Below are 17,884 nucleotides of genomic sequence, written 5' to 3'. Positions count from 1 at the left end.
CGGCTCTAAGATGGGGATGATGTTTTGGAGTGGCCCAGGGTGGGCTGACCCGCCTCCACGGGTCGGTGGGAATATCTCTCTCTTCTCTCGTGAACTTTGAAGTCTCTCAACTCTTCAAAATTCCATGGGTCTCTCTCTTTACCCACAGCAGACATAATGCAGCAATCGTGCCAAAGCGGGAGAGACCATTTCGAATTGTGAGCATTCACTCCGCAAACACCTGAAAAACAGGGATATAAATCAGGCAGCGTTTTCAGAGAAATTATCCACCTTGTGGAAATTGCAAGAATTGCAAAACGAAAACCATCGTTTTTTCCTCCGCAATGTAACTCTTACAACGCGAAATGAGCAGAGTTTCGGCCTTTAACGCGCCGTTCCCGGCGTTGTCTCTTTCACATCAATCGAAAGTTTTCCCACCGCCTGTAAGATAGGTAAGAAGATCGCCAGTGGTGCCGGGGCATTCTCAGACAGACTCGAGTCCGCCAGTTTAATGTGCCCCGCGCCGATCCCCCCTTTTCCGAGAGTCGCATCCAGGGGAATCCAGCGACCATCCAGATAGACCTCGGTCCACATGTGCCCGCCGAAACTCGCCCGACTTGGAATGTAGACCAGCCCCACCGCCACGCGTGCAGGCAGCTTCATGGCCCGCAACATCGCCGCCAGCAGAACTGCGTGCTCTGTACAATCCCCTTCCATATTCTTCGCCACCTCGCCCGCAGACGCCAGTGCCGTCGAAAAATTCTTCTTTCGCAGATGCTCGTGCACATACTTTTCCATCTGCACAGCCTGCTTCCATGGATTCGTTTCAGATTGCACCGCCTGCTTCGCATGCTCGATCACTCGTGGATCGTCAGACTGGAGAAACTGGGAAGGTTGCAGATACTCAGCATCCACATCCGCTGCGGGAAACTCCTGGGGCGCTGCCGCCTTCTCCACGGTGAGCCGGGCCCGATGTGCGTCCAGTTTTTCCACTTTCTGCGTCTCGCTCTCCGGCAAGACTGACGTCGGATCCCCATCGGTCAGCGTAATCTCATAGACGACACGCTCTGTATTATGCGCCCCGGGGATCGGCTTGACCTTAATCAGCGTCTGCACCGCCAGATCCAGTTCCTTACCAGACAACTCTTCCAGGGCGACCTCTTTACTTACCGTATAAGTAATCATCGCCGATCCCAGGAAATCGGCCACCGTTTTGGGAATCTTCCCTTCCCGCGTGACGTATAGATCAATCGTCATTCCAGGCAACAGGGACTGTTTCATCTCCACATGCAGACATTCGGCTTCTTCACCGCCATACAGCTCCGTTTTCTCATAATCGAGGGCCTTGAGCTGCACGTCGGTTACTTTGTTGTATTCGGGCAGCAGCATTGAGAATGACTGCTCCTCGCCCGGCTGGAGCGGCTGCTTCTGGAAAAACTGGTCTATATAACTGGGAGAATGAAATGTCGGCTTCCATTTCAACTGCGACTGTTTGGCCTGATTCGCCACACTGGTTTTAATGTGCAGGGTTCCGTCGCGTACTTCGCCCTCAGAAACCGTTGAAGCAGCGGGGGGATTCTGCATTTCAAACGTATACGCCAGCAACTCACCAGCCGGCGTCTCTTTCGTTTTCAGATGCGTCTCCAGATTCAGAGCCTGTCCAAATCGCTTCAGCTTCAGATAGGAATCACTCTGCTGTAGAACGACCCGGCTCTCCCCTTCACCTGACTGCTGCGTCTGCGAACGGGCATAACCAATCCGCTGGTCATTCACGTAAATCACCTGCCATACGTCTGCTTCCTCCACGGATGCGTTCTGGCCTGGCTGTTGCGTGGCAGCTTCCACTGCAGGCACAGGCTGTTCTGCACAGCCTGTCAGGCTCCCTACCAGCCAGAGCCCCAGAGACAGAGTCACGTTTCGACCATTCAGCCAGGATCGTAATCGGGTTTGCATCGTCCGGTTCTTTCTAAGCGATAAAAGTCTTCTGGTGACAGCTGACGTCAGACGGGAGATGAAACAGGCATAAAAAAATCCCTGCAATTCTCGCTGGAGTTGCAGGGATTATTGTAGTCGGTTCAGGGGACTTCAGGAAACCGGAAATCAGTCGAGATCTTCTTCCACATCATCATCACTTTCTTCCACATCGTCTCCATCATCGCTGTCATCCAGATCGACATCGTCCAGGTCATCGGAATCATCTGTGGAGTCGACATCTTCATCATCGGTGTCGTCGCTGTTCGATGTATCTTCGTCGTCGAGATCTGCTGTATCGTCGACAGGAATCTTCGCAACAACGGCTTCCCCGTCAACGGGTTCTTTGACCGGCTGAATGAAGTACAGTTTCTTGGCGTTCTTGGTACGCAGCTGTTCAATCCGCTCTTCTGCGGCATCACGCTGATCGTATGGGAAGCGAGACTCTTCCTTCATACTCCCTGTGAAAACACCCCAGACAAGACGACGGCGCACATCAGCTTTGGCCGACTTCTTCTTACGGGTCGCCTTCTTCTTTTTAGTGGCTTTCTTCTTGGGAGATGATTTTTCTTCCGCTTCGGCCGCTTCTGCCTGACGGCGCATTTCCAGACGACTGGGAGACTTTCGAGCCATTTTCGCTTCTTTGGTAAAATTAAACTCTATTTGTAAGTTGAAATGGGAACACCTTGGAAGCTAAGCATAACAATTCAATTCTGGAATGACTATGGACAGACAAGCCCTCAGAGGGTGAAGAACGCATTTTTTTCGTTTTGAAACCTGAAAACCGGCTCACCGGGCCTGACCGCCAATTCCACAGGCTGCAGACAACGCCCCAGCTACCCCCACTCAGCAGGTGATTTGCCTGCCTGAGAGAATCAGCAGCATTTTTCCAAATTCAGCCGAATTCACACATTTCAACCTATCCCATTACAAATCATAGACTTACATTCACTTGACCGCAAAAATCCCGAGAACATTTAACCAATTCCATCGAAATAATCAGAATAACTTATTTAACCGGACCCCAATGACCGATCAATCAGGATAGCAATCTCATTGTTTCGTTTGCGCAGCAGGAATGACTCACAGTGCGAACCTGACGATAGATAGAGCTCTGATGTAATGGACGAAATCAAATATCTCTCTACAATTGGGAACGGAGTTGTTCATGAAACGGTATCGTAAGTGGGTCTTGACGCTGGGGATCATGGCGGTGACTCCCGGTATCACAATGGCCGGACCCTTGGATTTCTTCACAAAGAAATCTGAACAGTCTAGTTCGACCGCTGTATCGGGCAAGATTTCCAACAATCAGAAAGTCGCCAATGACATTGCCGACGCTCTGAGACAAGCCCGGTTAACCGGTTACAACATGGAAATCGAATTCAACAAAGGTGTTGCAGTACTTTCCGGTAAAATTCCGACTGCTGCACAAAAAGCACAGGCCACCCGGCTGATCTCACGGGTCGAAGGTGTGACTCGTGTCGACAACCGCCTGGTTGTCAGTGAAGCTGCCGGTAACCCGACTGCTTCAACCGCTCCTGGGACTCCTCAAAAGAGCCTCAATCCTTTCCGTAGAGCGGACGACATTGTCCAGACCTCTGCTTCAGCAGATCCCTTCCTGAAAGGGTCTCTGCAACAGGCTCAGTTCGAACAATCCGTGGAAAACCGACGGTCCAATGTGCAAACCGTTTCTCATCAGGCTGCTGCTCCTCGCAGTGCCGGCGTGAGCAACCAGCAGATGGCAGAACAACTGGCCAAAGCACTGGGACCAGCCCTGGCATCCGCTCACGAAGTGGAAATCCGCTTCAAAAACGGAACAGCTATCCTGCAGGGATCAATTGGATCTCCTCGGGAAAAACAGATGGCAACCCAGATTGCCCAGCGTGTTCCCGGTGTGAAAGCGGTTGATAACCGTCTGCAGGTTCAGGCTTCTGCTCCCCAGACGTCTATGATTCAGCCGACCAACTACATGAACTATCAGGCTCCTAATCCCGGTCCTGGTGGCCCTCCAATGATGAGCCCCCAGCCTGGCATGGGTCCTGTTGCCAACAATGTTTACAACAGCCCGCACCTGCCTGAAACTGCCTGGCCAACTTATGCAAACTACCCGAACTACGCTCAGGTAGCTTACCCCAGCCAGTACTCAGCCAGTGCCTTCCCTTACATCGGGCCCTTCTACCCCTATCCTCAGGTTCCACTGGGATGGCGTCAGGCTCAGCTCGAATGGGATGATGGCTCCTGGAAACTGAACTTCCGCCCTCGCACCGACCGCTGGTGGTGGTTCATGAATCCAAAGAACTGGTAAGTCACTCACCAGTTTGACCAAAACGTGGAAATGCCTTCCGGAACTTGCTTTCTGGAAGGCATTTTTTCTGGCACCAGAGTGTGAACACACAGTGAACACGCTCCCGCCAGGCCATCACAACGGTTTTTACCGACGAAATCGTCAAAACCGTTAAATTTTCACAAGATTCACGGACGCAGAGTCCGATAAGAAGAACAGGGAGTCATAGTCTGTCTCCATCAGGCAAGAAGCCAGACGACAGAACATGACATCTACTTATCGAGCTCACCGCTCACTAACACTGATGACGAAGTCAAAAACACATCAAACCACTTCGTTCAATTCACCCGGAGGAAGAAGGATGTTCAAAATCGGGAAGCAATTCAGCCGTGCTTTGCTTTTGGGCTGTGCCTGCTTGTTAACAATCAATACCAGTGGTTGTACGCTGGTGAAAGGCTTTGTGGAAGTGGCCTACGCCGGCTCTGTCTTCTGGCGGACCACTCCTCTCATCCCGGTCACCGCCTACTGGTCACAGTTGGTTGAAGACACGTACTGGGAAGAAGAACGCTACAACAAAGTTCCTATTCTGGATCCGGTCGAAGGCGAACACGCACCGCTGTTCTGTCTCGATCCACCCAGCCCGGATGAAGTCATTCGTGCTCTGCCGGATAAAACCGGTGGCGGAGTCTGGTTCCTGGCAGAAACCACTCGCAACAATGTCCGCATGGTGGTAGAACCCATCGTAGACCGGATTGGCGAGTGCCGCTTCTACCCCATGGTTGGACCAGCTCGTCAGCACCACTGTCACTACAAGTGCACCGTCTACTACGACAAAACCATTCGCTCAGACTGGCCCATTCCGTTCTCCAACACTGATCAGACCAAAGAAGTGGTTTACATCGACCACGACCACCTGATCCGCTGTGCCGGACCACCATCTGAGTAATTCTGAACTCAAAGCGGCCTCTCGCAGGAAGCGAACCGCAACCAAACTAAAAAGTCTACCCACCAGCAGGGCCGATGATTCTAACCGGGTGAAAGAATCATCGGCCTTTGCACGCGCACTGACTGACAATGTCAACTTCATGAGAACTCGCTAACCGTCGTTCAGTCTTCTGTCAGTTCAAATACAGCAGAGATCGCAGGCAACCCTTCTACTTGAATCTGCACAAGCAACGGAAAGATCTTATCCAGGTTGGTCTGAAAGGCGCTGCAGAGTGCAACCCTCTCTTGAACTCGACACAGTTCTCTGGCCTCATGTGCGATGAAGAGCCACTCCCCTGCATGAAACACATCCACACAGTAAGGAGTCAGATCATAAGCCCGGACAGCAACCCGGCCGAAGTGCTCTGAACCATCAGAAAAACAGAGCCCCCCTTTCACATAAAACCGGCCCACCTCGCGCAACAGATCAATTTGACCTCGATAGCAGTCTGCAGGAATTTCCACCGTATCATCCTCTTCCAGTCCTGCAGGCAGTGCTGGACAACCGGGAAACCAGTCGCCAGACTCGGCATCCACCCAGATCGAATCCGGTAAGAAATCCTCGGGTAACAGATCATCGAAGTGCTTGATGCGGGGTGACATGACAAGGCTCTCTGATTCTCGCAGCAGAATTCATGAATGATTGCAGATGATCGCCATTCAACATGTATCGCAAACAGAAATCAACAGTTTTCACTGGCACCCTACTCCCATCACGCTAAAATCAAAGTCCGCAGGCACACTGACGACGGGCAACCACAGCGCTGAGCTGGCTGCCCACCGACCATCTACTTTGATAACCCACTTATAGTGAGCACCCGATGGCCAAAGCTTCATATACCCTGCGCGAAGGGCGTGTTTACGTCCATCAGAAATGTCGGCAATCCACCCAGGTCAATGGCGGCGACTTCGAAGGCTTATGCAACCCTTTTAATCTCTGCCTGGGAACCGTCTGCGCCCATTGTGGCGGCCCCCGCGCATTACGCACTTTCCACTGGGCCGATACCGGCGAACAACTGGATGACTACCGCAGACGCCTCCGCACCAAAGTTCCCCCGATTTATTCCTGGTGGTACCTCTGGATCTCCCCGCTGATCGGCCTGATCGCCGGCACCATCATCGGGCCACTCTTTCTGAATAACAGCAGCCTGCCCGTCGCCGCCGGCTCTGCCCTGGTCGGCACATTGATCATGTACCTGATCATCGGCCCCAAACTGTTGATGCTGATCGCCCCGAAAAAGTATTATCAACTCAGGTAGCAGATAAAACAGCACCATCACAAACTCGGTAGCAGGAGTCAGGACCATATGAGTATCAGCTACATCCTCACGCCTGTCACACCACAGCTCTTGGAATGGGGACGCGAGTGTGGCGTGCCGATTTCGCTGGAAACACCCGCCGGCCGCTCTGTGAGCCGCGCCGATCTCACACAGATCCTGGAATCCCTGGCAGGTTTCACCGGCGATGTCCGCGGCTCCGCAGAGGACTTCACCGCCACCGTCGCTTCCGAAGAGATGGTCAACTGGGAATATAAATCCGATGACCCGCTGCTGAACCAGGCCTTCGGCGGTCCCCACACCAGCCCCAGAGAATCCGCCGACATTTACCGGCTCCATCCCCCCGACCAGAGTCCATCCCTCAGCTTCCAGGGCCATCTCACGCTGATTGTCCGCATCGCCAGCGAACTCGCCAAACACTGCGGCCCCCAGGCCGCCTTCGCCACCAGCGACGGCATCCCCGCCTTCTTCCTGCCCGATCAGCAAACGCCTGTCTGGGATGAACCATGGCTGGACGAAGGCTAACACGAAATCACCCACCAAAATCAGCATGATCTCTCACTTTCTCCTCGCTCTCACAACTTCAGCAGTTACACTGGAAATCAGGCCGCTTTGTAACCGTCTCGAAACTCTCTCGGTTTCTGACTCTCATCCGGAAAGAAACGCATGGACTACAACACGCTCCTGAATCAGCACCTCTGTTTTGCCTTCGATCGACAGTTGCTTCTAGCTGACCTGGTAGAAGACCTGGACTGGGGTTACGACGTTTCTACCGGACTCCTCACATTCGGAGACCGCTATGAATTTCAGGCAGAGATCCTGGGAACCGAAGCCGACGGCGATTCCAGCTGGCTCTGGTCCTGGGCGAATGAGATGAGCTCCCTGCCCCCGGAACGCACGCAGGCGGCACTGGAGCTCAAGCGGCTGGGTGAAAGAGAAGAAATCCCCGAACTTTCCGATGCCCGCCACTCATTGTCGGTGGTCAACGGCCACGCCTTAGGTATGATCGCCGTTGGTCAGAAGCTGGGGCAGGCATATTATCATGGCCCACATGCCCAGGGAGCGGTTCTGCTGCTGATCGTCGAACCGGAAATGCCCTGGTCGGTCGATCACAGCCTGCAGCGCATCACTGCCAACTTCCCACAGATCATCGCACAAATGGAAATCGCAGATCACAAGAACGCGCTCTTCCATTATCTGCAGCACTATGGACTGGAACCAAAAGTGAGCGCGCAGGCCCTGGTGGTCGAAGAGGAGGGACAGGAACTGCTCCACGCCACATTCGATGAGCTCAACCGCCTGCAGGAATTAAAAGCGTCGCTGTCATAAACGGACGAAGATCTCTCACCTGTTTTAGAATCGAATGACAACTACGCAATCCGCGTATCGGTCACCGGAATCAGTTTCGGAATCGGGATCTGTAGCCCCACCACGCCGCCGTGCTTTTTCTGCAGCGTCGAGAAGCGGCACTTGAGGAACCCGAACAGTTCGGAGGGTGGGTTCAGTTTCATGTACTGGTCGACCAGTACCGCCATATGGGCGTCGTATTCTTTCTGGCTGTGTGAATGCACGTGGTAATGACCTGCCAGGCGGCGGATGTCGCCATCGAAAGCCGGGCTGATGTGATACAGCTCGTGCAGCACCGTGATCATCTTCTCTTTGAACGAATGGTTCAGGAACCGCGGCAGATAGAACGTCAGAATATAGAGCATCTCCTGCTGATCCTGATACACCCGCTGCACCGTCCACTTCCGGCCGTAGCGCGTGGTCTGCAGAGCCCCGTTCTCAAACCGCAGAGGCGTCAACTTAGCTTGCATACCGTAAGGCACATTGCGGCGGGCCTGGGCAAAGGCGACCGCGATCCGGTCCATATCGACATGATGAAATTCAGGCAGCCGACGCGAGACGTCGCTGCACAGGCGGTACATCGCGTGACTGAAATTAAAAGGCTGCGTTGACATGCTGCGCCAGAATCCTTTCCGCTACAACTTCACAACGACACAAGGTCGAGCCGGGTACTGTTTTCCGTCCGGATGCGGTCGGTTATTCCATTCCATTGTTATCGCTCCGGACGTAAAAAAAGCTAAGAGCATATCAGGGATACTCTTAGCTTTAAAATTTTAGCGGGAAACCGGATTTCCGCAAAGTCGAATTCGACTCGCGACGGTTTACTCCTCTTTTTTCTCTTCTTCAGCTTCAGCAGTTTCCCCTTCTGAGGCTTCTGCTTCAGTGGCAGGAGCTTCGTCAGCGGCTGCTTCGCTTTCTGTTTCTGCTGTTTCTTCAGCGGGAGCTTCTTCGTCAGCTGGTGCTTCCTCTGTTGCGGCAGAACCCAGTGTTTCACTGCGGCGGGTCGGCTTAACACGATCTCGTTCGCCGACGAATTCGATGATAGCCTGCGCACCGGCATCGCCCAGACGGACGGTTGCCAGACGCACAATGCGGGTGTATCCACCATTGCGTTCTGCAAAGCGTTCTGCCAGTTCGTTGAACAGGATATCGACGGCTTCGTTGTCACGCAGTTCTGCGAATGCCCGACGACGGTAGCTCAGAGCTGGTGCCAGAGCCTGGTTCCACTGGTTCCACTGCTCAGATTCACGCCAGGTCTTCCATTCGCTGGAGTTCTTCTCAGCGGAAGTTGCGTACTGGGCAGCGTTCTCGATGTGTGGCTGAGCTTTCTTGGCAACCGTGATCAGCTTTTCGATGAACGGACGCAGTTCTTTGGCTTTCTGCACGGTGGTGGTGATCCGACCGGAAACCTTGGGAGCGTTTTCAGCTTCCTCGTCGATCCGGACGGTCTTGATGAGGCTCACCGCCATGTTGCGGAACATCGCCTTACGGTGTGATGCATTGCGGCCTAATTTGCGGCCTCTCATTCGGTGTCGCATGACTTAACTCTGAATTATTCTGATTGCTGAGAGTAAAGAACTCGATGTTTGATAACCAATAATCGCGTTGCTCTGTCCGATTAACGCGGCTGTTGTGAAGACGAGCTGGGAATCTTCATCCCCAGACGCAGACCAATCTGGTTCAGTCGTTCACGAACTTCAACCAGTGTGGTTTCCCCGAAATTACGTACGTGTAACAGATGATCTTCCGTTTTGCCGACCAGGTCGCGAACGGTGTTGATCCCTTCCGATTCCAGGCAGTTGGTCGCCCGGACAGACAGGTTCAGCTCGGCCAGACTCTGGTTGAGTTTCTCTTCCAGTTCCAGGTCGATCGGTGCGTAACCGGTCGTATCCAGCATTCCTTTGAGACCGCCTTCCGGTGGCATTTCTGGACCGGGTTCACGGTAAGTAATAAACGGATTGAGGTGTTTCCGCAGAATCTTGGAAGCTTCTACCAGGGCCATATCGGGTTTCACGGTACCGTTGGTCCAGATTTCCAGGATCAGCTTGTCGTAGTTGGTCCGCTGACCAACACGGGTATCTTCAATTTTGTAACGGACGCGAACGACCGGTGAGAACGTGGCATCGAGGGGAATCACACCCACTTCGGTTTCATGCTGAGCATGCTCGGAAGCGGGGATATATCCACGGCCGTTATCAATGGTCAGTTCCATGTTGAGTGGAACGTCGTCGGTCATGGTGGCGATTACCAGATCTTTGTTGATCACTTCAACCTGATCGTCGGTAATGACGTCAGCACCGGTAACCACACCACGCTCGTGTTTTTCAATTCGCAGTGTCTTGGTAGTCGAGCTGGAGTTCTTGACGATCAGCGACTTGAGGTTCAGGCAGATTTCGGTAATGTCTTCGACAACACCGGGAATCGTGGTGAACTCGTGCTGCACGCCCTGAATTTTGACGCGTGTCACTGCGCTGCCTTCCAGGCTGGAAAGCAGAATGCGCCGCAGACTGTTGCCGATCGTCGCACCGAATCCACGTTCGAATGGTTCGGCTACAAACATACCATAGGTGGATGTCATTGAGTCCCGGTCAGGGATGACACGGCTTGGTAATTCCAGTCCTCGCCAACGGATTCGCATTGAAATAATCTCCCAAGAACACATTTAAACAGAATGCGATTCGGAAACCGGCACTCTCGTTATATTTTAATTTCAGTCTGAACGCTTTCGCGCACAGTCTTCACAGCGTCACCTGCGTAACGGATCAGACGCGACGTTTTTTCGGAGGACGGCAACCATTGTGTGGCAGCGGGGTGATGTCTTCGATCGCCTTGATCGAGATACCAGCTGTCTGCAGACCGGTGATTGCACTTTCCCGTCCGGAACCAGGTCCCTTGACGCGAATTTCCATTTCTTTCACACCAAACTTGGAAGCTTTTTCCGCACAGATTTCTGCAGCCCGCTGAGCAGCAAAAGGAGTGCTCTTACGACTTCCCTTGAATCCGGAAGTACCTGCTGTGGCCCAGCAGAGTACATCACCGTTCAGATCGGTAATCGTAACCGTGGTGTTGTTAAACGTTGCTTTAATGTAAGCAATCGCTTTAGTGATGTGACGTTTCACTTTTTTTCGTTTGACTTTAGCCACTCTGCAACTCCTGATGTTTCTGTCTGTTGGATCTCAGAAACTGAAACTCATTTTGATGGAATGTTTTCTCGTTAAGCCGAACATGATGCCGGCATTGTATCGTCTCTCAACTCGCCTCTGATCAGATACCCTGAACCAGGGACCGGTCTTAGTGGCGAGCGTCCTTAACACCCTTCTTACCAGCAACGGTTTTCTTACCACCTTTGCGGGTACGGGCATTGGTCTGTGTATTCTGGCCGCGTACGGGCAGTCCGCGACGATGACGAATTCCGCGGTATGACTGAATGTCCCGCAGACGGGCGATGTCCTGCTGTGTGGTTCGACGCAACTGACCTTCGACGGAATAGTCGGTATCCAGTACGTTCACGATACGACTCAGCTCATCGTCGGTCAGGTCTTTGGCCTTCATCTGGGGATTGATTTCCAGCTTGAAGCAGATATCAAGAGCCGTTACCCGACCGATGCCGTACAGGTAAGTCAGGGAAACATAAACAGGTTTTTCGTTCGGAATATCAACACCGAGAATACGAGGCATTTTATTTCACTCCGCTGGTTGTAAAAACTGAAATTAAATCATGCAAACTGAGTGCGAGACTAACCCTGGCGCTGTTTATGACGAGGGTTGGAAGAGCAGATCACGTAAACACGGCCCTTCCGTCTGATGACTTTACAGCTCTCACAAATCCGCTTAACACTGGCTCGGACTTTCATCGTACTACGATTTCTCTATTAGTTTGGTTCACGTTTGGCGAGTCAGCAGAGAGAACCTCTCCGGCTCAAACACTGTAACTCGTGTAAATTCAGATAGTTGCGCCCATAAAATGAGCAAACTCCGGCTTCGTATCAAACCTGTACAATTTCCGAAGCGGAGCGAATCAGGAAATTATAAACGCATTATGCGTAAATCGACAAGCGAAACACCCCTTTTTTGGTGAATTTCGCTGCGACTCGCCCGTTTATGCCTTACAGATCGCTCTCAAGTAATCCAGAGTAGTTTCGCATAACCAGATGGCTGTCAATCTTGTTGACCAGGTCCAGCACTACAGAAACCACAATCAATAATCCGGTTCCACCGTAAAAACTCGCCACCAGGAAGTCGACACCCAGCCAGGTTGATACCAGCGTTGGAATAATCGCGACCAGTGACAGGAACGCAGCCCCCACATATGTGATACGAACCATGACTGCTTCCAGATAGGCGGCTGTCCGGGCACCAGGACGATATCCCGGAATGAACGAACCGTAATCTTTCAGGTTTTCTGCCATATCCTTGGGATTAAAGGTAATCGCCGTCCAGAAGTAGCAGAAGAAGTAAATCAATATCACATAAGAGATTGTGTATACAAAACCACGACTCATCGGCTGGAAAGCCCCGTCCAGCATGGACAGGAAGGTGGAACTGGTCCACACCGAGCTCATCCAGTGGAAGACAAAGTAAGGGAACATCAGCAGACTGGAAGCGAAGATGATCGGCATCACACCTGCCTGGTTAACACGCAGCGGCAGTGACTGACGCTGACCGCCGGAAACCCGACGACCCCGTACGTGCTTGGCACTCTGAATCGGAATCCGACGCTGTCCCTGGGTAATCGCAATCACCCAGACAACGACGAAGACAAACACGAGAGCGAGAATCAGCAACCGGTCAATCCCGGTGTCGGTTCCCAGTGCGATCCCTTTATCCAGAGCCGGTTCAATCAGACTCCAGCCTGCCTGCGGCATCCGGGCCAGGATTCCTGCCATAATCAGCAGACTGATCCCGTTTCCGATTCCGTAAGCGTCGATCTGCTCACCAATCCACATCAGGAAGATCGTCCCGGTGGTCATGGTGATGGTCGCCACCATCTGGTAATAGAGGCCGCCGTACCCGTCGAGGATCAGACTCTTACCCGAGCCCAGACCACCCGCCAGAGTATGGATCCAGAAGTAACTCTGTGCCAGACAGATCACGACCGTTGCATAACGTGTATATTCATTAATCTTCTTGCGCCCGGCTTCACCCTCTTTCTGCAGACGTTCCAGCGGTGGATAGACTGTCCCCATCAGCTGGAAGATAATCGAAGCAGAGATGTAAGGCATAATGCCCAGACCGAAGATGGTACTCTGACCAATATTCGAGGCCGAGAACAGTGAGATCACCTGCATCACCTGTCCCAGGCCACCCTGTTGGTTTTGCAGATCCTGTAATGTCTCGGAAAGCTGTGCCTGATCGATGAACGGCAGCGCAATCCAGAACCCCATCCGGTAAACTGCCAGCAGAATGAGTGTCAGCAGAATTTTTCGACGAAGCTCGGGAATCTTGAAGAGTACAGTTAATTTACCGAGCATGGATAGCGGTCCTTTGTGTCATAACTCAGCAGAAGAAAAATGGATAATCTTTGTGCTTCAGATCTTAACGAATAGAGAAGAAAAGGGGAATCGTATTCCTGTCTGCTGAAATCAAGTCCTTGAATCAATTACTTATGACAAAATCCGACTGACTGAACCACCGGCTGCCTGAATCTTGGATTCTGCAGATGCGGAGAACAGGTGAGCAGTCACGCTCAGCTTTTTGCTGAGATCGCCGTTACCCAGGATTTTGACCTGATCGAACCGACCTTTAGCCAGTCCTTTCGCAGCCAGAATTTCCGGAGTAATTTCAGCACCGTTGTCGAAGGCCTGCTCGAGAGCAGCTACGTTAACAACAGCAACCTTCTTGGCGAACTGTTTATTATTGAAGCCACGTTTAGCAACACGCATTGCCAGCGGGGTCTGCCCCCCTTCGAAGCTGGTACGACGGGATGCACCCGCACGGCTGCCATAACCTTTGTGACCGCGAGACGATGTTTTACCATGACCCGATCCCGGACCACGACCAACACGCTTGCGTTTTTTATTCTTTTGAATTCCGCGGTGAACGTCATCAATAATCATTAGACTTCTACTCCTCTCAAGCGTGCAATATCGTCACGGGTTCGCAGTTTTGAGAGCCCATCAATTGTGGCTTTCACTACATTGATTGGATTGTTGGATCCACGACTCTTTGTGTAAATGTCGGTAATTCCGACTGCTTCTACCACAGAACGCACACCAGTGCCGGCAATAATACCAGTACCAGGACGAGCGGGTAACAGCAGAACGCGGGAAGAACCGAAGCGACCGACGACCTCGTGAGGCACGGTGTGCTCAACGATCGGCACTTTGACCATGTTGCGATTGGCCTGCTTGACTGCTTTATCCACAGCCAGCGGCACTTCGATCGCTTTGCCATAACCCCAGCCTACCCGGCCTTCTTTATCGCCTACGACGACCAGAGCAGTAAAGCTGAACCGACGGCCCCCCTTGACTACGCAGGCACAACGGCGGATCTGGATGACGGTTTCTGGCGTTTGTTTTGTCGATTCTTTTGACACGGTATCTTCTCCAACCCGTATTGAGTGTTGTCTCGATTAAAAATCCAGCCCTGCCTGACGGGCAGCATCTGCCAGGGCTGCTACCCGACCATGGTAGCGGTAAGGTCCGCGATCGAAGGCGACCTCTTTGATCCCTTTTTCAGCGGCCCGCTCACCCAGCAGTTTGCCAACCTTTTCAGCGGCAGCAATGTTGCCACCCACTTTGATTTCGCCGGCCAGAGACTTGTCTTTGGTGCTGGCTGAAACCAGGGTTGCCCCTGCAGTGTCGTCAATGATCTGGGCATAAATATGATTGTTGCTACGATAAACAGACAGACGGTAACGGCCCGTTTTACGGACTGTGTTACGAATCCGGAACGAACGTCGTGACTTCTGTTTTTTCAGCGTTTTTTCTAGTTTCATTTTACCGTCATCTTCTCTTAAACAGTGGCCATCGGCCTGACCGTCAGAATACCTGGATCACCAGCAGTTGAAAACCGTTAGTTAGCAAAGGCCTTACCGGCTTTGCGCCGTACGTATTCGCCTTCGTAACGAATCCCTTTACCTTTGTAAGGTTCAGGAGGACGTACGCTGCGAATGTTCGCTGCAAACTGACCTACCATATGCTTGTCCGGTCCGCTGACAACAATGTTGGTTGCGTTAGGAAGTTCGCAATTCACTCCCTGAGGCACATCCAGCACGATTGTGTTGGCAAACCCGACCTGCAGGCTCAGTTTCTGACCATTCAGTGATGCCTGGTAACCCACGCCCTGAATTTCCAGCTTTTTGACGAACGGTGTTTCCACACCCTGAACCATGTTGGCAATCAGTGCCCGGGTCAGACCGTGCAGAGCACGATTCTTACGCTCATCGTCAGGACGAATCACGTTGACCTCGTTGGCTTCCGAATCAAATTCCACACTCATCGCCGGATGGTAGGTAAACTTCAATTCACCCTGCTTACCTTTGACAGTGATGGTTCCGCCATCCACCTTAATTTCGACTCCGGTGGGAACGGCAACTGGTTTTTTACCGATTCGAGACATAACTTCAATTTCCAGTTAAATTAAATCGTGGCAGATACAGATCGGCCAGCCTTGCGGCACGTTTGGATTACCAGATGGTGCACAGCAGCTCGCCGCCCACACCTTCTTTTTTCGCTTCACGATTGCTCAGCACGCCCTTGCTGGTAGACAGGATGCTGACACCCAGACCCTGCAGGACTTCCGGCATGGACCGCAGGTCCTGGTAGTGGCGACGTCCGGGTTTACTTTCACGGACGATTCGCTGAATGACGCGTTCCCCGTTGGGACCATATTTCAAATTGACACGCAGCACGTTCTGTGGAGTGTCTTCAATGACTTCATAGTCCCAGATGTAACCTTCCCGCTGCAAGGCGCCAGCGATGGCGGTCTTGATTTTGGAAGCAGGAATATCTACAAACGGCCGTTCAATCTGCAGTGCATTACGAATTCGTGTCAGCATGTCTGCAATGGGGTCTGTCATCATTAGCTGGCTACCCTCACTTTAATCTCCGACGATCTACCAAAAAAATTGTTTTGTATCTTATAGAAATCTTTGTAACGCGATTACTTGCGGAAAGGCATACCGAGCTCGGTCAGCAACAGCCGGCCTTCGTCGTTATCCTTGGCAGTTGTCACGATAGTAATATTCATCCCCTGGGCATGATGCACGGAATCGGGATCGATTTCCAGGAACACGACCTGTTCGTTGAGGCCCAGGCTGTAATTGCCTGCACCGTCAAACGCTTTGGGATTCACACCCCGGAAGTCGCGTACACGCGGCAGAGCCAGGGAGATCAGACGTTCCAGAAATTCGTACATCCGGGTGCCACGCAGGGTCACGCGACAGCCGATTTCCTGACCTTCACGCAGTTTGAAACCAGCCACAGACTTACGGGCCCGGGTGATCTGCGATTTCTGGCCTGCCAGAATTGTCAGATGGTCAGCTGCTTCAGTCAGACGCTTCCGGTCCTGGTTGGCAGCACCAATCCCCATGCTGATCACGACCTTTTCAATCTGAGGCAGTGAGTGCACGTTGGTGCGTCCCAGTTTTTCCTTCAGGACGGGAACAATCTCTTCACGATATTGTTTTAATAATGTTGGTATTGCCATGTTTCTGTTTCAGACCGGCCGAACTTCGGAACAGTCTTCCTTACTGAAAACTACTGATGCTGATTACTGTTTCTGGTATTTTGCATTCGCTGGACTGATCGTTCCCAGTGAGGCATCGCACGATTTGCAGAACCGTTCTTTGCTGCCATCAGCGGTGTAACGATATCCGATGCGGGTCCCTTTACTGCAGGCTTCGCAGTAAAACTTGACGTTGGAAGCATCGATCGGCATCTCAATTTCCAGACGTCCCCCCTGAGGGCTCTTGGGATGTCCGCGTTTCACGTGCTTCAGGGCACGGTTTACATTTTCTACTGTCAGCTTTTTACCGCCATCGACGACCGACAATACACGCCGGGGAGTATCGCCTGCATCGGCTCCGGTGACCACAATCACTGAATCGCCACGTCGTATCTTCATCTCAGACCACCTCGTTTGCCAGGCTAATAATTTTCAGATAACGGCGTTCGCGGAGTTCACGTGCTACAGCGCCGAAGATACGGGTCCCACGAGGGTTCCCATCACCGTCGATCAGCACGATGGCATTCCGATCGAACTTCACATAGCTGCCATCATCGCGGCGGCAGGGATACTTGGTGCGTACTATTACGCCCCGCAGTACCTGGCCTTTTTTAATGTTACTGCCAGCCAGTGTCTTCTGGATACTTACGACAATCACATCGCCGACTTCAGCAGTCCGACGGCCTGTACCACCCAGCACTTTAATGCACCGCGCGACTTTGGCTCCGGAGTTATCACATACATCCAGATCGGTTTGCATCTGAATCATGGCTTTGCCTGTTCCTTATCAACCAAAAAGATGAGGAATATCCTGATCTTTGTACTATTAACTAAACCGAACCTGTAGCCGGTCAGAAGCGACTTCAGTCCTGTTTCTTCTCTACAACTCGGATTAAATCCCAACGCTTTGTCTTGGAACGGGGACGGCTTTCGATAATTTCTACCGTATCCCCTTCCTGTGCTTCATTCTGTTCATCGTGCACGTGGCAGACTGTCCGACCGCGAACGGTTTTCCCGTACAACGGATGACGGTATCGTCGCTGAATTTCAACCCGCAACGTTTTGTCCATTTTGGCACTGGCCACTAAGCCTGTCAGTTTTTTTCGCATTTCTTCTACTTACCCTAACGAGCCTGATTAAGCATTATTCTGCTGACTTAATTCGCGTTCACGACGGATTGTCTGAATCCGGGCAATTTCCCGTCTGAGCCGCTTAATGTTACTCGGTGCATCGAGCCGCTCCGTTGCCGCCTGGAAGCGCAACTGAAACAGCTCTTTCTGTGTTTCCTGCAGAGCAAATGACAATTGCTCATCATTCATCTCGCGTAATTCACTTGCTTTGGTCATCAGTCAAACCCAATGATTGTTTATCA

At 52.2% G+C, this 17,884-nt stretch carries 25 protein-coding genes; 5 read left to right on the top strand and 20 right to left on the bottom strand.

Translation table 11 applies throughout. The features are described from left to right. Window positions 1-363: 363 nt before the first annotated feature. Entirely contained in the window at window positions 364-1,932 is a 1,569-nt protein-coding gene (locus F1728_RS16795) for a transglutaminase-like domain-containing protein (protein WP_155365064.1), read from the bottom strand. A gap of 147 nt (window positions 1,933-2,079) precedes the next feature. Continuing rightward, on the bottom strand, window positions 2,080-2,583 hold the full coding sequence (locus F1728_RS16790) for a hypothetical protein (protein ID WP_194242404.1): 504 nt from the start codon (window positions 2,581-2,583) through the stop codon (window positions 2,080-2,082). 535 nt (window positions 2,584-3,118) lie between these two features. On the opposite strand from F1728_RS16790, the gene F1728_RS16785 reads away from it, so the two are divergent. Together F1728_RS16785 and F1728_RS16780 are read left to right on the top strand one after the other, a co-directional pair. After that, window positions 3,119-4,258 (top strand): BON domain-containing protein, encoded by a 1,140-nt coding sequence (locus F1728_RS16785; RefSeq protein ID WP_155365063.1) that lies wholly within the window; start codon window positions 3,119-3,121, stop codon window positions 4,256-4,258. A 340-nt stretch (window positions 4,259-4,598) separates the two neighbouring features. After that, complete coding sequence (locus F1728_RS16780; RefSeq protein ID WP_145192428.1) at window positions 4,599-5,183, top strand: hypothetical protein; 585 nt, start codon at window positions 4,599-4,601, stop codon at window positions 5,181-5,183. A 161-nt stretch (window positions 5,184-5,344) separates the two neighbouring features. On the opposite strand, the gene F1728_RS16775 is transcribed toward F1728_RS16780, so the two are convergent. Next, the gene (locus F1728_RS16775) at window positions 5,345-5,824 is read right to left on the bottom strand and encodes a hypothetical protein (RefSeq protein WP_155365062.1); all 480 of its coding nucleotides are present in this window, start codon (window positions 5,822-5,824) and stop codon (window positions 5,345-5,347) included. Window positions 5,825-6,042: 218 nt separating this feature from the next. Here F1728_RS16775 and F1728_RS16770 point away from each other — a divergent pair, with 218 nt between their 5' ends. The 3 genes from F1728_RS16770 to F1728_RS16760 all read left to right on the top strand — a co-directional run bounded on the left by F1728_RS16770 (window position 6,043) and on the right by F1728_RS16760 (window position 7,827). Then, window positions 6,043-6,480 (top strand): SoxR reducing system RseC family protein, encoded by a 438-nt coding sequence (locus tag F1728_RS16770; RefSeq protein ID WP_155365061.1) that lies wholly within the window; start codon window positions 6,043-6,045, stop codon window positions 6,478-6,480. A 48-nt stretch (window positions 6,481-6,528) separates the two neighbouring features. Then, a complete protein-coding gene (locus F1728_RS16765; protein WP_155365060.1) occupies window positions 6,529-7,023 on the top strand; it encodes a hypothetical protein in 495 nt (164 codons plus the stop codon). 141 nt (window positions 7,024-7,164) lie between these two features. Next, entirely contained in the window at window positions 7,165-7,827 is a 663-nt protein-coding gene (locus tag F1728_RS16760; protein ID WP_155365059.1) for a DUF6882 domain-containing protein, read from the top strand. A 41-nt stretch (window positions 7,828-7,868) separates the two neighbouring features. Here the strand turns inward: F1728_RS16760 and F1728_RS16755 are convergent, their stop codons facing one another. The 17 genes from F1728_RS16755 to rpmC form a co-directional block, all read right to left on the bottom strand. Then, entirely contained in the window at window positions 7,869-8,459 is a 591-nt protein-coding gene (locus tag F1728_RS16755; RefSeq protein WP_155365058.1) for a putative metallopeptidase, read from the bottom strand. Between the two features lie 207 nt (window positions 8,460-8,666). After that, window positions 8,667-9,383: a 50S ribosomal protein L17 gene (gene rplQ / locus F1728_RS16750; RefSeq protein ID WP_155365057.1), complete on the bottom strand. Its 717-nt coding sequence runs from the start codon at window positions 9,381-9,383 to the stop codon at window positions 8,667-8,669. A gap of 80 nt (window positions 9,384-9,463) precedes the next feature. Next, window positions 9,464-10,483: a DNA-directed RNA polymerase subunit alpha gene (locus F1728_RS16745; protein WP_145044946.1), complete on the bottom strand. Its 1,020-nt coding sequence runs from the start codon at window positions 10,481-10,483 to the stop codon at window positions 9,464-9,466. Between the two features lie 124 nt (window positions 10,484-10,607). After that, window positions 10,608-10,988: a 30S ribosomal protein S11 gene (gene rpsK / locus F1728_RS16740; RefSeq protein ID WP_145044949.1), complete on the bottom strand. Its 381-nt coding sequence runs from the start codon at window positions 10,986-10,988 to the stop codon at window positions 10,608-10,610. Window positions 10,989-11,136: 148 nt separating this feature from the next. Then, window positions 11,137-11,523, bottom strand: coding sequence for a 30S ribosomal protein S13 (gene rpsM, locus F1728_RS16735; RefSeq protein WP_145192456.1), 387 nt, complete (start codon window positions 11,521-11,523; stop codon window positions 11,137-11,139). Window positions 11,524-11,582: 59 nt separating this feature from the next. Continuing rightward, window positions 11,583-11,699, bottom strand: coding sequence for a 50S ribosomal protein L36 (gene rpmJ / locus F1728_RS16730; protein WP_144980856.1), 117 nt, complete (start codon window positions 11,697-11,699; stop codon window positions 11,583-11,585). A 252-nt stretch (window positions 11,700-11,951) separates the two neighbouring features. Next, window positions 11,952-13,316, bottom strand: a complete 1,365-nt coding sequence (secY, locus tag F1728_RS16725; RefSeq protein WP_145192459.1) for a preprotein translocase subunit SecY — start codon at window positions 13,314-13,316, stop codon at window positions 11,952-11,954. A gap of 132 nt (window positions 13,317-13,448) precedes the next feature. Beyond that, window positions 13,449-13,901 (bottom strand): 50S ribosomal protein L15, encoded by a 453-nt coding sequence (rplO, locus tag F1728_RS16720; RefSeq protein WP_145192462.1) that lies wholly within the window; start codon window positions 13,899-13,901, stop codon window positions 13,449-13,451. Beyond that, on the bottom strand, window positions 13,901-14,380 hold the full coding sequence (gene rpsE / locus F1728_RS16715; RefSeq protein ID WP_155365056.1) for a 30S ribosomal protein S5: 480 nt from the start codon (window positions 14,378-14,380) through the stop codon (window positions 13,901-13,903). The genes rplO and rpsE overlap by 1 nt, the downstream gene beginning before the upstream one ends. Window positions 14,381-14,416: 36 nt before the next feature. Further along, on the bottom strand, window positions 14,417-14,782 hold the full coding sequence (rplR, locus tag F1728_RS16710; protein WP_145044959.1) for a 50S ribosomal protein L18: 366 nt from the start codon (window positions 14,780-14,782) through the stop codon (window positions 14,417-14,419). A gap of 77 nt (window positions 14,783-14,859) precedes the next feature. Beyond that, window positions 14,860-15,405: a 50S ribosomal protein L6 gene (rplF, locus tag F1728_RS16705; protein ID WP_145044961.1), complete on the bottom strand. Its 546-nt coding sequence runs from the start codon at window positions 15,403-15,405 to the stop codon at window positions 14,860-14,862. 67 nt (window positions 15,406-15,472) lie between these two features. After that, window positions 15,473-15,868, bottom strand: a complete 396-nt coding sequence (gene rpsH, locus F1728_RS16700; RefSeq protein ID WP_149338395.1) for a 30S ribosomal protein S8 — start codon at window positions 15,866-15,868, stop codon at window positions 15,473-15,475. An 80-nt stretch (window positions 15,869-15,948) separates the two neighbouring features. Then, a complete protein-coding gene (rplE, locus tag F1728_RS16695; RefSeq protein ID WP_197993706.1) occupies window positions 15,949-16,494 on the bottom strand; it encodes a 50S ribosomal protein L5 in 546 nt (181 codons plus the stop codon). A gap of 63 nt (window positions 16,495-16,557) precedes the next feature. Beyond that, window positions 16,558-16,911, bottom strand: a complete 354-nt coding sequence (rplX, locus tag F1728_RS16690) for a 50S ribosomal protein L24 (RefSeq protein ID WP_155365055.1) — start codon at window positions 16,909-16,911, stop codon at window positions 16,558-16,560. 1 nt (window position 16,912) lies between these two features. After that, window positions 16,913-17,281: a 50S ribosomal protein L14 gene (gene rplN / locus F1728_RS16685; RefSeq protein WP_145192468.1), complete on the bottom strand. Its 369-nt coding sequence runs from the start codon at window positions 17,279-17,281 to the stop codon at window positions 16,913-16,915. A gap of 94 nt (window positions 17,282-17,375) precedes the next feature. Continuing rightward, window positions 17,376-17,621 carry a 30S ribosomal protein S17 gene (gene rpsQ / locus F1728_RS16680; RefSeq protein ID WP_145044969.1) on the bottom strand — a complete coding sequence of 82 codons (246 nt, stop codon included), beginning with the start codon at window positions 17,619-17,621 and terminating at the stop codon, window positions 17,376-17,378. Window positions 17,622-17,648: 27 nt separating this feature from the next. Beyond that, window positions 17,649-17,858, bottom strand: coding sequence for a 50S ribosomal protein L29 (rpmC, locus tag F1728_RS16675; protein ID WP_002649721.1), 210 nt, complete (start codon window positions 17,856-17,858; stop codon window positions 17,649-17,651). Window positions 17,859-17,884 lie beyond the last annotated feature (26 nt).

Origin of the sequence: Gimesia benthica, assembly GCF_009720525.1 — a bacterium.
GTDB lineage: Bacteria > Planctomycetota > Planctomycetia > Planctomycetales > Planctomycetaceae > Gimesia > Gimesia benthica.
This window is presented reverse-complemented; position numbering and strand designations above follow the sequence as displayed.

Coding starts and splice junctions, on each gene's coding strand:
- F1728_RS16755 (WP_155365058.1), bottom strand. CDS start 8,459: ATGTCAACGCAGCCTTTTAATTTCAGTCACGCGATGTACCGCCTGTGC.
- rplX (WP_155365055.1), bottom strand. CDS start 16,911: ATGAAGATACGACGTGGCGATTCAGTGATTGTGGTCACCGGAGCCGAT.
- rpsH (WP_149338395.1), bottom strand. CDS start 15,868: ATGATGACAGACCCCATTGCAGACATGCTGACACGAATTCGTAATGCA.
- secY (WP_145192459.1), bottom strand. CDS start 13,316: ATGCTCGGTAAATTAACTGTACTCTTCAAGATTCCCGAGCTTCGTCGA.
- F1728_RS16785 (WP_155365063.1), top strand. CDS start 3,119: ATGAAACGGTATCGTAAGTGGGTCTTGACGCTGGGGATCATGGCGGTG.
- rplQ (WP_155365057.1), bottom strand. CDS start 9,383: ATGCGACACCGAATGAGAGGCCGCAAATTAGGCCGCAATGCATCACAC.
- F1728_RS16795 (WP_155365064.1), bottom strand. CDS start 1,932: ATGCAAACCCGATTACGATCCTGGCTGAATGGTCGAAACGTGACTCTG.
- F1728_RS16790 (WP_194242404.1), bottom strand. CDS start 2,583: ATGGCTCGAAAGTCTCCCAGTCGTCTGGAAATGCGCCGTCAGGCAGAA.
- rplO (WP_145192462.1), bottom strand. CDS start 13,901: ATGATTATTGATGACGTTCACCGCGGAATTCAAAAGAATAAAAAACGC.
- rpmJ (WP_144980856.1), bottom strand. CDS start 11,699: ATGAAAGTCCGAGCCAGTGTTAAGCGGATTTGTGAGAGCTGTAAAGTC.
- rplN (WP_145192468.1), bottom strand. CDS start 17,281: ATGATTCAGATGCAAACCGATCTGGATGTATGTGATAACTCCGGAGCC.
- F1728_RS16745 (WP_145044946.1), bottom strand. CDS start 10,483: ATGCGAATCCGTTGGCGAGGACTGGAATTACCAAGCCGTGTCATCCCT.
- rplE (WP_197993706.1), bottom strand. CDS start 16,494: ATGGCAATACCAACATTATTAAAACAATATCGTGAAGAGATTGTTCCC.
- F1728_RS16770 (WP_155365061.1), top strand. CDS start 6,043: ATGGCCAAAGCTTCATATACCCTGCGCGAAGGGCGTGTTTACGTCCAT.
- rplF (WP_145044961.1), bottom strand. CDS start 15,405: ATGTCTCGAATCGGTAAAAAACCAGTTGCCGTTCCCACCGGAGTCGAA.
- rplR (WP_145044959.1), bottom strand. CDS start 14,782: ATGAAACTAGAAAAAACGCTGAAAAAACAGAAGTCACGACGTTCGTTC.
- F1728_RS16760 (WP_155365059.1), top strand. CDS start 7,165: ATGGACTACAACACGCTCCTGAATCAGCACCTCTGTTTTGCCTTCGAT.
- F1728_RS16780 (WP_145192428.1), top strand. CDS start 4,599: ATGTTCAAAATCGGGAAGCAATTCAGCCGTGCTTTGCTTTTGGGCTGT.
- F1728_RS16775 (WP_155365062.1), bottom strand. CDS start 5,824: ATGTCACCCCGCATCAAGCACTTCGATGATCTGTTACCCGAGGATTTC.
- rpmC (WP_002649721.1), bottom strand. CDS start 17,858: ATGACCAAAGCAAGTGAATTACGCGAGATGAATGATGAGCAATTGTCA.
- rpsQ (WP_145044969.1), bottom strand. CDS start 17,621: ATGCGAAAAAAACTGACAGGCTTAGTGGCCAGTGCCAAAATGGACAAA.
- F1728_RS16765 (WP_155365060.1), top strand. CDS start 6,529: ATGAGTATCAGCTACATCCTCACGCCTGTCACACCACAGCTCTTGGAA.
- rpsM (WP_145192456.1), bottom strand. CDS start 11,523: ATGCCTCGTATTCTCGGTGTTGATATTCCGAACGAAAAACCTGTTTAT.